Here is a 13,800-nt window from a genome sequence, read left to right on the forward strand (position 1 = left end):
AACAGGCGGCTCGCCACAAATCACCGCCGCATGCTAGAACAAACCTCGAACGGCTGTTGCTCCGGCCGCCGCCTTTCGAAAGCCTTCACCATCTTGTTCTCAGGTGGTCGGCCAAGGGGCGTGGCGTCCGGTCGGTCACGTTCCTCACAGCGTCAGGTCTCACACCGTCGAGCATGTCCGCGAGCGCCGCTCCCCGCGTCTTCACGATTCCCCCCGGCACCCCGTTCCTGCCGACGCTGGCGGACGCCCTCGTGTCGGGCCGCCTCGTCGGCGAGGTCGGCCGCGATCCGTTCGCGCTGGCCTCCGTCACGCTCTACCTGCCGACGCAGCGCGCGGTGCGGGCGCTCTCGACCGTTCTCGCCCAGCGGCTCGGCGGGGCGGCCCTGCTGCCGCGGATGATCCCGCTGGGTGAAGCCGACGAGGCGGAGCTCGACCTCTCCTCCAACACGCTTCTCGAGACGCCGGACGATCTGCTCTATCCCTCGATCCCCGCGCTGGAGCGCCGCCTGATCCTGGCGCGCCTCGTCCAGAAATGGGCGGAGACGGTGGACCGCGAGCTCCTGCCCATCGACGACGAGGTGCCCTTCCTCGTGCCCTCCTCCCCCGCCGACGCGGTGGCGCTCGCCGCCGACCTCGAAGGGTTGATGGACGCCCTCACCGTCGAGGGGCTGCCCTGGAGCGAGATCGCCGCCGCAGTGGAGGCCGAGCATTCCCGCTACTTCCGCCTCACCCTCGACTTCCTGAGGATCGCCGCCGAGCACTGGCCCGACATCCTCGCCGCCCGCTCGCTGGCCGACCCCGCCGCCCGCGCCCGCCGCCTCGTGCTCGCCGAGGCCGCCCGGCTCGAACGCGACCGGCCGGACGATCCGGTGATCGTCGCGGGCTCGACCGGATCGGTGCCCGCCACCGCCCGGCTGATCGCGGCGGTGGCCCGCCTCCCCCGCGGCGCCGTGGTGCTGCCGGGGCTCGACCTGCATCTCGACGACGAGGGCTGGGAGGCGATCGACGGCGCCGGCGGCACGCGCGAGGAGATCGCCCACGGCCATCCGCAGGCGATCCTGCGGGCGCTGACCGGGCCGAGGGGCCTCGCCGCCGGCCGGGCGGAGGTCGAGACCCTCGGCGATCCCTCGCCCGAGGCCCTGGCGCGGGAGCGGCTGCTGTCGCAGGCCCTGCGCCCGGCCGAGACCACCGATGCCTGGGCCCGGCTCGACCCGACCGAGCGGCTGACCCTGGCGCGGGAGGGCATGGCCGGCCTCGCCGTGGTCGAGGCGGCGGACGAGCGCGAGGAGGCGCTGGTCGCCGCGCTGGCGCTCCGCGAGACGCTGGAGACGCCCGGCGCCACCGCCGCCCTCGTCACGCCCGACCGCGGGCTGGCGCTGCGGGTCTCGGCCGAACTCGCCCGCTGGGGCATCGCGGCGGAGGACTCGGCGGGGCTGAGCCTCGCCCGCTCGCAGGCCGGACGCTTCGCCCGGCTCGTGGCCGAACTGGCCGCCGAGGTGGCGCCGGCCCGCGTCATCGCGCTGCTGGCCCATCCCTTCGTCCGGCTGGGACTGACCCGCAGCGAGGTTGTGCGCGCCGCCGCCGCCCTGGAGATCGGCGGCCTGCGCGGCCCGGCCCCGATCCCGAAGAACAGTTTCGACGGCATGCGCGCCGCGGTGGCGCTCCAACGCAACGCCACCGAGCGGGTGCCGCGGGCGAAGCGGCGCCTGAAGCCGATCGACTGGGATCTGGCCGAGAACATCCTCGACCGCCTGGAGATCGCCCTCGACGCCTTCCGCACCGACCTCCACCCCGCCATCGGCAACCTCGTGGCGCTGGCCGCCCTCCACCGCGAGGCCTGCGAGCGGATGATGGGTGGGACGGATGAGGATGAGCCCATCGACGATCCCTCCCTCGATACCCTCGACGGCCTGTTCGACGACCTCGAATCGGCCGAGCAGGAGGATCTGCCGGGCCGCTTCTCCGACTACGCCGCCTTCTTCACCGCGCTCGCCCGCGACCGGACGGTGGCCTGCGCGCAGCGGAGCGCGCATCCCCGCCTGCGCATCCTCGGCCCGCTCGAAGCCCGTCTGCTCTCCGTCGACCGGATCGTGCTCGGCGGGCTCGACGAGACGGTCTGGCCGGTGCGTCAGACGACGGACGCCTTCCTCAACCGGCCGATGCGCGGACAGGTCGGCCTGAGCCCACCGGAGCGCCGGATCGGTCAGGCCGCCCACGACTTCGTCCAGGCCCTCGGCACCCACGACGCCGTGGTGACCCGCGCGGCCAAGCGCGAGGGCTCGCCGACGGTGCCCTCGCGCTTCCTCCAGCGCCTGCGCGCCTTCGGCGGCGACGCGGTCTGGGCCGGCGCCACCGCCCGCGGCCAGCGTCTGCGCGGGCTCGCCGCGATCCTCGACCGCGGCCAGGAGGCGCCGCCGCTGCGCCTGACCCGACCCGCGCCGCGACCCGATCCCGACCTGTTCCCGTCGCGCCTCAGCGTCACCGAGGTCGAGACGCTGGTGCGCGACCCGTACTCGATCTTCGCCCGGCACATCCTGGGGCTGGAGGCGCTGGAGCCGATGGCTGTGGTCCCCGGCGCGGCCGAGCGCGGCAGCCTGATCCACAAGATCCTCGGCGATTTCTCCGCGGCCCATCCCGGCCCGCTGCCGGCCGACGCGGAGACGCTGCTCTACACCATCGCCTTCGAGGCCTTCGGCCCACTCCAGGACCAGTACCCCGAACTCTACGCCGAGTGGTTTCCCCGCTACGAGCGGATGGCGGTGGCCTTCCTCGAATGGGAGGCGGGCCAGCGCCAGGGCCTGCGCGCGATCCACGCCGAGCGGTCCGGCAAGCTCACGATCCCGCTGGGGGAAAAGACCTTCACCCTCTCGGCCCGTGCCGACCGGATCGAGGCGCGCGCCGACGGCGGCTACTGCATCGTTGATTTCAAGACCGGCACCCCGCCGAGCAACCGCACGGTCTTCGCCGGCTTCTCGCCGCAGCTCACCCTGGAGGCGGCGATGCTGATGCACGGCGCCTTCGAGGGCCTGAAGGCGGCGTCGGTTCCGGATCTCCTCTACGTCCACGCCTCGGGCGGGCGCGAGCCGTTCCGGCCGATTCCCGTGAAGGCGCCGCCGGGCGATGCGCGGGCGGTGGCGGCCATCGTCGAGGAGCATCTGGAGCGCCTGCGCGGCCTGATCGCCCGCTACATGACCGGTGAGGCCGCCTTCCTGTCGCGCCCCTACCCGCAATATGTGCGCGCCTACAACGAGTACGATCACCTCGCCCGCGTGCTCGAATGGTCTCTGGCGGGCGAAGGAGAGGCCGCGTGAACGCCCCGCTGACCGGCTTCACCGTCGACGACCTGACCAAGGCGGCCCAGCGCCGGGCGGCCGACCCGCGCCTCTCGGCCTGGGTCTCGGCCAATGCGGGGGCGGGCAAGACCAAGGTGCTCACCGACCGGGTGCTGCGCCTGCTCCTCGACGGCGCGCCGCCCGGCCGGATCCTCTGCCTCACCTTCACCAAGGCGGCGGCGGCCAACATGTCGATCCGGGTGTTCCAGCGTCTCGGCCGCTGGGTGACGCTGGACGACGCGGCGCTGACCGCGGAGCTCACCGAACTCACCGGCGAGCGGCCCGCCCGCGACACCCTGCGGCTCGCCCGGCGCCTGTTCGCCCGCGCCGTCGAGACGCCGGGCGGCCTCAAGATCGAGACGCTGCACGCGCTCTGCGAGCGGCTGCTGCACATGTTCCCGTTCGAGGCCAACGTGCCGGCCCGCTTCGTCGTGCTCGACGACAACCAGTCGCGCGAGGCGTTCGAGATCGAGACCGACAACGTCCTCGCCGACGCGATCCTCGGCGGCAACCAGGAACTCTCCGATGCGCTGGCGGTGGTCGGCGCGGAAGCCTCCGGCGATACGCTCCGCGAGGCGATCCGCGCCGCGATGCGGGCCCGTGCCCTGTTCGCCGACCACCGCGCCCTGGAACCGGCGCTCGCCCGCCTGCCTCGCGCCCTGGCGCTGCGGGACGGCGCCCGCGTCGAGACCATCGAGGCGGAGATCTTGCGCGGGAGCACGCTCGGCGATTGGCGCGAGGTCGCGGGCCGGCTGCGGACCGGCAAGAGCACCGACGAGCGGCTGGCCGACGGCCTCGTGGAGGCGCAGTTCGCCCTGGACGCGGGCAAGGCGCTGGCGCCCTACCGCGCGGTCTTCTTCACCGACAAGGACGAGCCGCGCGCGGCGAAATCCTTCGGCACCAAGGCGGTGCCGGAGGACGTCAAGCAGGCGCTGCTCGACGAGCAGGCGCGCCTCATCCCGCTCTTCGACGATCTTCGCGCCGCCCGCGCCCTAGCCCGGACACAGGGGCTGTTTCGGCTGGCCGCCGAGATCCACCGCCGGGTCGAGGCGCAGAAGACCCGGCTCGGCGCCCTCGATTTCGACGACCTGATCCACAAGACCCTCGACCTGCTCTCGCGGGTCGGCGCCTCCTGGGTCCTGTACAAGCTCGACCGCGGCGTCGACCACGTCCTCGTCGACGAGGCACAGGACACCAACCCGCAGCAATGGGAGATCCTGCGCACGCTCACCGCCGAGTTCGCGGCGGGCGAAGGCGCGCGCGGGCTCACCCGCACCCGCTTCGCCGTGGGGGATCCCAAGCAGTCGATCTACAGCTTCCAGGGCGCCGACCCGCGGGAATTCGAGCTGACCCGCCGCGCCTGGGGCCGGGCGGCGGAGGGGGCCGGGCACGACTTCGCCGATGTCAGCCTGCGGCTGTCCTTCCGCACCGCGAGCCACGTCCTCGCGGCGGTCGATGCGGTGTTCGGCGTTCCGGAGCACTTCGCCGGCCTGTCCTTCGAGGCGGGCGCGCCGGGCACCGTTCACGCCTCCGCCCGCGCCGGGGTGCCCGGCGCGGTCGAACTGTGGGGCATCGAGGAGCCGGCGGAGGCCGAGGAGCCCGACGCCTGGGCGGCGCCCGTCGATGCTCCGGAGCCCAACGCGCCGGCTATCGTCACCGCCCGCCGCATCGCCCGCGCGGTCAAGGCCTGGACGACCAAGGGCGATGCCTGCGGCCGGGTCTGGCGGCCCGGCGACGTGCTGATCCTCGTGCGCAAGCGCTCGGCGGCATTCGAGGAGGTGATCCGGGCCCTCAAAGGCCTCGGCGTGCCGGTGGCGGGCCAGGACCGGTTGGAGGTCGCAGGCCACATCGCCGTGCTCGACCTCGTCGCGGTCGGCCGCGCCGGGCTGCTCCCCGCCGACGACCTGACGCTGGCCACCGCCCTCAAGACACCGCTCGTCGGGCTCACCGACGACGACCTCACCCGCATCTGCGCCCGGCGCCCGTTCTCGGAGACGCTGGAGGACGCGCTCGCCCGCCACGCGGAAGCGGGTGATGCGGCCGCGATCCGCGGCCTCACAGCGCTGCAGCTCTGGATCCGGCTCGCGGCGGAGCACGGCCCGTTCGGCTTCTACGCCGCCCTGCTTGGCCCCCATGGCGGTCGCAGCCGGCTGGTGGCGCGGCTCGGCGGCGAGGCGGGCGACGCCATCGACGTGTTCCTCGCCCAGGCCGCGGAGGCCGAGACCGGGGGCGACGCCCCCTGCCTCGACGCGTTCCTGGCCGATTACGTGGTGCGGCCCGGCCGCGGCAAGTCAGGCCTCTCGGTCAAGCGCGACCTGGAGGCCGGCCGCGACGAGGTGCGGGTGATGACGGTGCACGGCGCCAAGGGCCTCGAGGCCCCCGTCGTCGTCGTCATCGACGGCTGCGAGCCGCTCGGGCGCAACGACCCGCCGCTGCTCGGCCTCGACCCTTCCGCCGACGGCCCGCTGCCGCCGGTCTGGACCGGCGGGCGGACGCAGGATTGCGCCGCCACGCTCAAGGCCCGCTCGGCACTTCAGGTTCGGGCGCGGGAGGAGCACAATCGCCTGCTCTACGTCGCCATGACCCGGGCCGCCGACCATCTCGTCATCGCCCCCTATCGCGGGGCGACGCGGGAGACGCCGGCCTCATGGTGCGAGATGGTCCGCATCGGCCTGGAGCGGGGGCTGGGCCCCGGCGAGGCGATCGAGACCGAGCACGGGCCGATCACGATCTGGCGCGACGGCTCGACCGCCGCGCTCGCCGCCGCGGCGAACGACACGACCGTGCCGGAGCCCGAGGCGGTGCCGGACTGGCTGTTCGCGAAGGCTGCGCCGGAGGCGGAGGCCGCGCCGCCGCTGAGTCCCTCGGGTGCACTCGGAGCTGCGGACGGCCAGCGCCAGCCCCAGCGCCGCCTCGGCGACGCCGAGGCCCGCCGCCGCGGCGCCCTGGTCCACGCGCTCCTCGAACACCTGCCCCGGATCGAGCCGGCCCGCCGGGCGGAAGCGGCCGACCGCTTCACCCGCGCCCGCGCACCGGCCCTGGAGGAGGGCAAGCGCAGGGACCTCGTGCGCTCCGTGCTGCGGCTGATCGAGGCGCCGGATCTCGCGCCGCTGTTCTCGGCACAGGCGCGGGCCGAGGTCGCGTTGTCAGGCCGTATCGTGGTGGACGGCGCGGAGCGGGACGTCACCGGCCGGATCGACCGCCTCTTCGTCGAGGCCGGCCGGGTGATCCTGTGCGACTTCAAGACCGGCCGCCCACCCGCCGACGATGCGCCGCTGCCCGAGCGCGAGGCGGCGCAGGTCGCGCTCTACGCGCGGCTCGCCGCCGCGATCTGGCCGGACCACGCGATCACCGCCTTGCTGGTGTGGACCTCGGGTCCGGTGGTGCGCCGGGTTGATGGGGCTGTCTGACGCTCCCCGTCCTCGCGAGCGTCAGCGATGTAGCGGGGCGGCCCTTTCGCAAGGGACCGCGCCGCTGCATCATCTCAGCTTCACCTCGCAACGACGCCTCTGCAGCCTCAGCTGCTCTTCTTCGGCGTCAGCTTGACGATCTGCCCGTCATCCTCGGTCACGGCGTAGACGGCGCCGTCGGGGCCGACCCGCACGTCGCGGACGCGGTGCTCCAGGGGAATGCGCTCCTCGGTGACGACCTTGTCGCCATCGAGCTTCAGCACGACGAGACCGGTGCTGACGAGGCCGCCGATGAGGAACTGGTTCTTCCAGGCCGGAAACAGGTCCTTGTCGTAGAGCGCCATGCCCGACGGGCCGATCACCGGGTCCCAGTAATAGACCGGCTGCACCGTGCCGCCGGCCTGGGTCTGGCCGTCGCCGATCTTCTCGCCGGAATACTCGATGCCGTAGGTGACCACGGGCCAGCCGTAGTTGAGTCCGGGGCGGGGACGATTCAGCTCGTCGCCGCCGCGCGGACCGTGCTCCACGGTCCAGAGCCGGCCCTGATTGTCCAGGGCGGCGGCCTGGACGTTGCGGTGGCCGTAGGACCAGATCTCGGGCTTGGCCTTCTCGCCGCCGGTGAAGGGGTTGTCCTTGGGCGCGTTGCCGTCGGTGTCGATGCGGAAGACCTTGCCCAGCCCGCTGGTCAGGTCCTGCGCCTGCCCGCGGGTCTGCTTGTCGGAGCGCTCGCCCACCGTGACGAACAGCTTGCCGTCCGGCGCGAAGACGAGGCGCGAGCCGAAATGCTTGTCGCCGTCATAGGTCGGCATCTGGCGGAAGATGACCTTGACGTCGTCGAGCCGCGCCTTGCCGTCGCTCTCGACCAGCTTGGCCTTCGCCACGGTCGTGCCGTTGCCCTTGTCCCGCGGCTCGCTGTAGCTGAAGTAGATCGTGCGGTCGGCTGAGAAGCTCGGGCTCAGCGCCACGTCGAGCAGGCCGCCCTGCCCCCTGGAATCGACCTTCGGCACGCCCGCCACCGGCTGCCCCACGCTGCCGTCCTTGGCCACGAGGCGGATCTTGCCGGCCTTCTCGGTCACGATCATCCGCCCGTCGGGCAGGAACTCCATGGCCCAGGGGCTCTCCAGGCCCTTCGCCACCACCGCGGTCTCGATCTCGGTCTTCTGCGCCGGCTCCGGCGCGCGGGTCTGGTTGGGCAGGAGCGGCTTGTACTCGGTGTTCGGCGGATCCTTCTCCGCAACGGTGGAGCCGGCGCTCGGCGCGGCCGGCGCCTGGAACGATTCGCCCTGGATGCGCGGCGCGCGGGTATCCTCGCCGCCGGTCTGTCCGGAGGGGGCTTGCGCGAAGGCGGAGGCATCGAGGCCGAGGGCCGCGACGGTGGCGAGCAGAAGGGAAAGGGTGCGCGTCACGTCGATTGATCCTTGTACGGGTCGCCGATCCTGCCCGCCAAATGGGGCGCGGGCGGCCCGCGGCGAGGGCTGCGGCGCCGCAGGCGCCCGAAGGCGGCGGCTTTGCGCGAGCATCGGCGCGAAGATCGGCGCGGGGGAAGATCGGCGCGGGGATTGCGGGGACGAGCGAGGCCCGACCCATGTGGGTCCGGCGCGCCAGACCCGCTGCCGGGGCGCGACGCCTTGACCGGACGGGGGGGCGTCGCCAATTCTCAGCCACCGTGAGGCGCCGAACCCACTCCCCGGTGCCGTCCATGCCGAGGCCTCCCATGGGCCCGTATGGGACCGCGTGTCGAAAGGACGTAAGATGGCGACCGTGAAAGTGACCGATGCGAGCTTCGAGCAGGACGTTCTGCAGTCCGCCGAGCCCGTCGTAGTGGATTTCTGGGCGGAGTGGTGCGGCCCCTGTCGGCAGATCGGCCCGGCGCTGGAGGAGATCTCCGTCGATCTTCAGGGCAAGGTGAAGATCGCCAAGGTCAACGTCGATGAGAACCCCGGCATCGCCTCGACCTACGGTATCCGCTCGATCCCGACCCTGATGATCTTCAAGGACGGCAAGCTCGCCAGCCAGAAGGTCGGCGCCGCTCCCAAGGGCGACCTCTCCCGCTGGATCCAGGCCAGCGCCTGACGCGACGCCGCCTTCCGGCCGAGCCGAACCGAGACAGCCCGGCCGCGAGGCCGGGCTTTTTCATGCGCGCGGGCGGCGCCATCCCTGAGTGCGATGCCGCGGATCCTGAAACGCAAGAAGCCCGGCCTTGCGGCCGGGCTTCCTGGTTTCGAGACCCTTTATCGGAGGTTCGGCTTAGTAGCTGCCGAACTTGTAGTTCAGGCCGGCGCGGATGACGGCGAAGTCGACGTCGCGGCGCGCGGTGTTGTTGAGGATGGTCGAGGGCGAGATCGGGCCGGCCGCGGTCAGCGGGGTCGCGGTCACGATCACGCCGTTGGCGTTGGCGAAGCCGTAGCGGCTGTTGTTGCCGTCGAAGTTCACGTACAGGCCTTCGACCTTGAGCGTCACCGCCGAGGAGCGGAAGAAGTTCAGGAACGAGTCGGTCGGGAGCGCGTACTCGACGCCGCCGCCAGCCGCGTAGCCGGTCTTGAAGTCGTCGGTGTCGACGGCGCGGCCGCCACCGAAGCTGCCGTAGGCGAAGCCGCCGGTGCCGTAGAACAGGACGCGGTCGAAGGCGTACCCGATACGGCCGCGGACGGTGCCGAAGAAGTCGAGGCCCTGGAGACCGGTTGGGTTGATCAGGGTCACGCCCGGCTGCACGAAGCCGCCCGGCGTCACGGCGCAGGCGATGCCGCCCGTGCCGCAGACGCCCGCACGACCGAAGCGGCCGCCGAGGTCAGCGTACTGAGCGTCGGCTTCGATACCGATCACGACACCCGAGCCCGGGGTGAACTGATAGTTGTAGCCGATCTGACCACCGCCGACGAAGCCGTCGCTGCGGCCGCCGTTGTCGAAGGCGAAGCCGGCGATCGCGCCGACCGGGCCGCCGACGACGCGACGATCGATCGTGACGACCTGCGTCGGCGCCAGGGAGTCCTCGACGCCGAAGCCGTAACCGGCGTTGAGACCGGCGTAGAAACCGGTCCAGGTGAACACCGGGACGGGCGTGAAGACCGGCGGCGGCGCGGCGCGGCGCGGCAGATCGGCGGCGGAGGCCGCGGCGGTCAGCGCCGTGAAGGCGGCGAGAGAAGTCAGAAGCTTTTTCATTTTTGATCCCCAGCAGAAACCCGATCGCCGGCAAGCTAGACCATTTCTCTGGCCCGAGATGTAGCGAGCAGGACACACCCGCCGCGCGACAATCCGGCCGGTAGGCGGTTGCAACCCGCTCAGGACGATGCCGAAACCAGATTTCGCGCCGGGGCGGGCGGGTCGGAGGCGCCGTGAATCAAGACGATCGCCTTCAGAACCTTGCCGAGCGGCAGCGGCCGATGGATTCCGACCAGATGATTCGAAGCGAGGATGACCCTCCGCCGGGCGGCGGCGCGAAGAGGGCACATCGTCGTCAAGGTGCGGTCAAGACGATCCCGACACACGCCGCCCCGCTCGACGGTTGTCCAGCGGGGATATTGCGTTCTCGGCCCGCGGCGGATGCGTTCGTCCGCGCCAGGTCCAGCTCTGGTCAGGGCCGGGGCCGCCCCGCCTAGGCGAAGAGCCTGCCACATCGGATCCGACGGCAGCCACTCGGGTCTCCCATCGGACGTCCTCGCCGGCATGCCGATGGGCTCCCTTGAGCGCCGCGCATACCCGCCGATTCAATATCGCCCTGTTCGAGCGGATCTCGGCTCAGACCGGGATCGTGCCGTTGGCCTCGAGCACGGCGCCCGCCAAGTAGAGCGAGCCACAGATCAGGACGCGCGGCGGGCGCTCGAAGATCGTGTCCGACAGGGCCGCCACCGCCGCCTCGACGCTCGGGGCGACCTCGGCCGAGAGGCCGACGGACCGGGCGATTCCCGCCACTTCCTCGGCGGGCCGCGCGGCCACCTGGCCGGTGATCGGGACGGCAACGAGCGAGCGGGCCAGTCCGACGAAGTTCTTCAGGAAGCCTTCCGCGTCCTTGGTGCCGAGCAGTCCGACGACGAGGACCAGCGGCGCATCGCTGCGCTCGCCGAGATCGGCCATCGCCGCGGCGAGAATGCGCCCGCCATCGGCGTTGTGGCCGCCGTCGAGCCACAGCTCCGCGTCCCGCGGCATCCGCTCGGCCAGCGCGCCGCGCACGAGGCGCTGGAGCCGGCCCGGCCAATCGACGTTGCGCAGGCCCGCTTCGAGGGCCGCCGTGCCGATGTCGCCGAAGCCTGCCGCGCGCAGGGCCGCGATGGCGGTGCCGGCATTGGTGAGCTGGTGGCGCCCGGCGAGCTTCGGGCGCGGCAGGTCGAACAGGTCGGTTTCGTCCTGGTAGACGAGCCGCCCGCTCTCCTCGTGGACGGAGAAGTCCTGGTTGCCGACGCGCACCGGCACCGCGCCGACCCGCTCGGCCTGGCGGCAGAGCACCGCATCGGCTTGGGCGTAGTCCTGGGCGGCGATCACCGCCGGGCAGCCGCGCTTGAAGATGCCGGCCTTCTCCATCGCCACCGCCTCGACGGTGTCGCCGAGATACTCGGCATGGTCGCGCCCGATCGGGGTGACGACGGCGCAGGCCGGGCGGTCGATCACGTTGGTGGCGTCGACCCGTCCGCCGAGGCCGACTTCGAGGAGCAGAACGTCGGCGGGGTTCTCCGAGAACAGGAGCAGGGCCGCCGCCGTGGTGATCTCGAACACGGTGATCGGATCGCCCTTGTTGGCGGCCTCGCAGCGGGCGAAGGCGTCGGCGAGCCGGTCCTCGGAGACGTAGTGGCCGCCGCCGATGCCGCCGAGACGGATCCGCTCGTGGAAGCGCACGAGGTGGGGCGAGGTGTAGACGTGGGCGGCCATGCCGCCCGCCTCCAGGATCGCCCGCATGAAGGCGATGGTCGAGCCCTTGCCGTTGGTGCCGGCGACGTGAATCACCGGCGGCAGGCGCCGCTCGGGATGGTTGAGGGCCGCGAGCAGGCGCTCGATGCGCCCGAGCGACAGGTCGATCGTGCGCGGATGCAGGGCGAGGAAGCGCGCCATCAGCGCGTCGGAGGAGTCCATCTCGCGCGAAGACCTTCTGTCGCGGATTGATCTTAGGCCGCGTTGGGCAGGGGTTCGGGGGCGGCCGGCCCGGGAGGCGTACCGGAACCAGGCATCCGGCGCACATCCATCAGCAGGCCGCAGAGCCGGCTGATCGTCTCCTTGAGCTGATGCCGGTGCACGACCTGATCGACCATGCCGTGCTCGCGCAGGTATTCGGCCCGCTGGAAGCCGTCCGGCAGCTTCTCCCGGATCGTCTGCTCGATGACGCGCGGGCCGGCAAAGCAGATCAGCGCGCCGGGTTCGGCCAGATGCACGTCGCCGAGCATGGCGTAGGAGGCGGTGACGCCGCCGGTGGTCGGGTTCGTCAGCACCACGATGTAGGGCAGCCGCGCGGCCCTGAGACGGCGAACGGCGACCGTCGTGCGGGGCATCTGCATCAGCGAGAGGATGCCCTCCTGCATCCGCGCCCCGCCGGAGGCGGCGAACAGCACGTAGGGGGTGCGCTTCTCCAGGGCCGTCTCGGCACCGCGGACGAAGGCCTCGCCGCCGGCCATGCCGAGCGAGCCGGCCATGAAACCGAATTCCTGGGCCGCGATCGTCATCGGCAGGCCGCCGACGCGGCCGAAGCCGATCTTGAAGGCGTCCGGCATGCCGGTCTTGGCCCGCGCCTCCTTGAGGCGGTCGGCGTAGCGCTTCTCGTCGCGGAACTTGAGCGGGTCGGCCGGAACCTCGGGCAGCGGCACGTCGATCCACGTGCCCTCGTCGAACATCATCTTCAGGCGCGCGGTCGCGCTCATCTTGAGATGGTGCTCGGAGCCGGGAATGACCCAGTGGTTCTGCTCGACCTCCTTATGGAAGACCATCTGGCCCGTGTCGGGGCACTTGATCCAGAGGTTCTCCGGCGTCTCGCGCTTGAACAGCGTCTTGATCCGAGGCCGCACGACCTCCGAGATCCAGTTCATCGGCTCGACCATGGCGTCGGATTCCTGTCTGACCGCGTTCTCTTGCCGCGCTGATATCGGATCGCCGCCGCCCCGATGCCAAGGGATCTTGCCGAAGAGACGCTGCGGGTGCGGCGTCCCGCGAGGCGGGCGGCGGATTGACGGACGCTCAGGCCTCGGCCGGCACCTTCGTGGTGCTGCGAACGCCCTCGGCCAACTCGCGCACCAGGGCGGCGACCGCCTCCACCGTGCCGCTGCCGGCGCGGTCGCCGGGTTCGAGGCTGCGAGCCAGCGCATCGACGAGGGCCGAGCCGACGACGACGCCGTCGGCGCCGCGGGCGATCTCGGCGGCGTGCGCGCCGGTCTTCACGCCGAAGCCGACGACGACCGGCAGGCTGGTATGGGCCGAGATCCGGCCGACGGCCTGCGAGACCTTGGCGAAATCGGGGGTCGCGGAGCCGGTCACGCCGGTGATCGACACGTAGTAGACGAAGCCCGCGGTGTTCGCGAGGACGGCCGGCAGGCGCTTGTCGTCGGTGGTCGGCGTCGCGAGCCGGATGAAGGCGAGGCCCTTCTCCCGGGCCGGCAGGCAGAGTTCATCGTCCTCCTCCGGCGGTAGGTCGACCACGATCAGGCCGTCGATGCCGGCGGCCCCCGCATCCTCCAGGAAGCGCGGCACGCCGTAGGTGTGGATCGGGTTGTAGTAACCCATCAGCACCACCGGCGTCCGGTCGTCGCCCTCGCGGAAGCGGCGCACCAGGGCCAGCGTGCCGCGCAGGTCCTGGCCGGCCTTGAGGGCGCGCAGGCCCGCCGCCTGGATCGCCGGCCCGTCGGCCATCGGATCGGTGAAGGGCAGACCGAATTCGACGATGTCGGCTCCGGCCTTCGGCAGGGCTTCGAGCACCTTGAGCGAGGTTTCCGGATCGGGATCGCCCGCCATGACGTAGGTGACGAGGGCGGCCCGTCCTTCCGCGCGGCAGCGGGCGAAGGCGGCATCGATGCGGGCGGTCATGGTTCTCGCTCCCGGCGGCACGTCCGGCCTGTGAGGCCCGGGGCAGGCTGTCCCCGGAACCG

8 protein-coding genes are annotated in these 13,800 nt (G+C 72.1%); 3 read left to right on the top strand and 5 right to left on the bottom strand.

What is annotated here, in order from left to right; translation table 11 throughout:
• The first annotated feature begins 173 nt into the window (after positions 1-173).
• Positions 174-3,311 (top strand): double-strand break repair protein AddB, encoded by a 3,138-nt coding sequence (addB, locus tag HNR01_RS20450; RefSeq protein ID WP_183669431.1) that lies wholly within the window; start codon positions 174-176, stop codon positions 3,309-3,311.
• Positions 3,308-6,742: a double-strand break repair helicase AddA gene (gene addA / locus HNR01_RS20455; RefSeq protein ID WP_183669433.1), complete on the top strand. Its 3,435-nt coding sequence runs from the start codon at positions 3,308-3,310 to the stop codon at positions 6,740-6,742. Before addB ends, addA begins: the two co-directional genes overlap by 4 nt.
• Before the next feature lie 107 nt (positions 6,743-6,849).
• On the opposite strand, the gene HNR01_RS20460 is transcribed toward addA, so the two are convergent.
• Complete coding sequence (locus tag HNR01_RS20460; protein WP_183669435.1) at positions 6,850-8,148, bottom strand: PQQ-dependent sugar dehydrogenase; 1,299 nt, start codon at positions 8,146-8,148, stop codon at positions 6,850-6,852.
• A 346-nt stretch (positions 8,149-8,494) separates the two neighbouring features.
• On the opposite strand from HNR01_RS20460, the gene trxA reads away from it, so the two are divergent.
• Entirely contained in the window at positions 8,495-8,815 is a 321-nt protein-coding gene (gene trxA / locus HNR01_RS20465; protein ID WP_012456650.1) for a thioredoxin, read from the top strand.
• Between the two features lie 174 nt (positions 8,816-8,989).
• On the opposite strand, the gene HNR01_RS20470 is transcribed toward trxA, so the two are convergent.
• The 4 genes from HNR01_RS20470 to trpA all read right to left on the bottom strand — a co-directional run bounded on the left by HNR01_RS20470 (position 8,990) and on the right by trpA (position 13,738).
• On the bottom strand, positions 8,990-9,901 hold the full coding sequence (locus HNR01_RS20470) for an outer membrane protein (RefSeq protein ID WP_183669437.1): 912 nt from the start codon (positions 9,899-9,901) through the stop codon (positions 8,990-8,992).
• A gap of 576 nt (positions 9,902-10,477) precedes the next feature.
• Positions 10,478-11,803 carry a bifunctional folylpolyglutamate synthase/dihydrofolate synthase gene (locus HNR01_RS20475; RefSeq protein WP_017483688.1) on the bottom strand — a complete coding sequence of 442 codons (1,326 nt, stop codon included), beginning with the start codon at positions 11,801-11,803 and terminating at the stop codon, positions 10,478-10,480.
• A 32-nt stretch (positions 11,804-11,835) separates the two neighbouring features.
• On the bottom strand, positions 11,836-12,759 hold the full coding sequence (gene accD / locus HNR01_RS20480; RefSeq protein WP_183669440.1) for an acetyl-CoA carboxylase, carboxyltransferase subunit beta: 924 nt from the start codon (positions 12,757-12,759) through the stop codon (positions 11,836-11,838).
• 136 nt (positions 12,760-12,895) lie between these two features.
• Positions 12,896-13,738, bottom strand: a complete 843-nt coding sequence (gene trpA, locus HNR01_RS20485) for a tryptophan synthase subunit alpha (RefSeq protein WP_153874786.1) — start codon at positions 13,736-13,738, stop codon at positions 12,896-12,898.
• Between the last annotated feature and the right edge of the window lie 62 nt (positions 13,739-13,800).

This window comes from Methylorubrum rhodesianum, assembly GCF_014199985.1.
GTDB lineage: Bacteria > Pseudomonadota > Alphaproteobacteria > Rhizobiales > Beijerinckiaceae > Methylobacterium > Methylobacterium rhodesianum.

What these genes read in the sequence shown, in the direction of transcription:
- addB (WP_183669431.1), top strand. Translation starts at nt 174, where the DNA reads ATGTCCGCGAGCGCCGCTCCCCGCGTCTTCACGATTCCCCCCGGCACC.
- trxA (WP_012456650.1), top strand. Translation starts at nt 8,495, where the DNA reads ATGGCGACCGTGAAAGTGACCGATGCGAGCTTCGAGCAGGACGTTCTG.
- HNR01_RS20470 (WP_183669437.1), bottom strand. Translation starts at nt 9,901, where the DNA reads ATGAAAAAGCTTCTGACTTCTCTCGCCGCCTTCACGGCGCTGACCGCC.
- HNR01_RS20475 (WP_017483688.1), bottom strand. Translation starts at nt 11,803, where the DNA reads ATGGACTCCTCCGACGCGCTGATGGCGCGCTTCCTCGCCCTGCATCCG.
- accD (WP_183669440.1), bottom strand. Translation starts at nt 12,759, where the DNA reads ATGGTCGAGCCGATGAACTGGATCTCGGAGGTCGTGCGGCCTCGGATC.
- trpA (WP_153874786.1), bottom strand. Translation starts at nt 13,738, where the DNA reads ATGACCGCCCGCATCGATGCCGCCTTCGCCCGCTGCCGCGCGGAAGGA.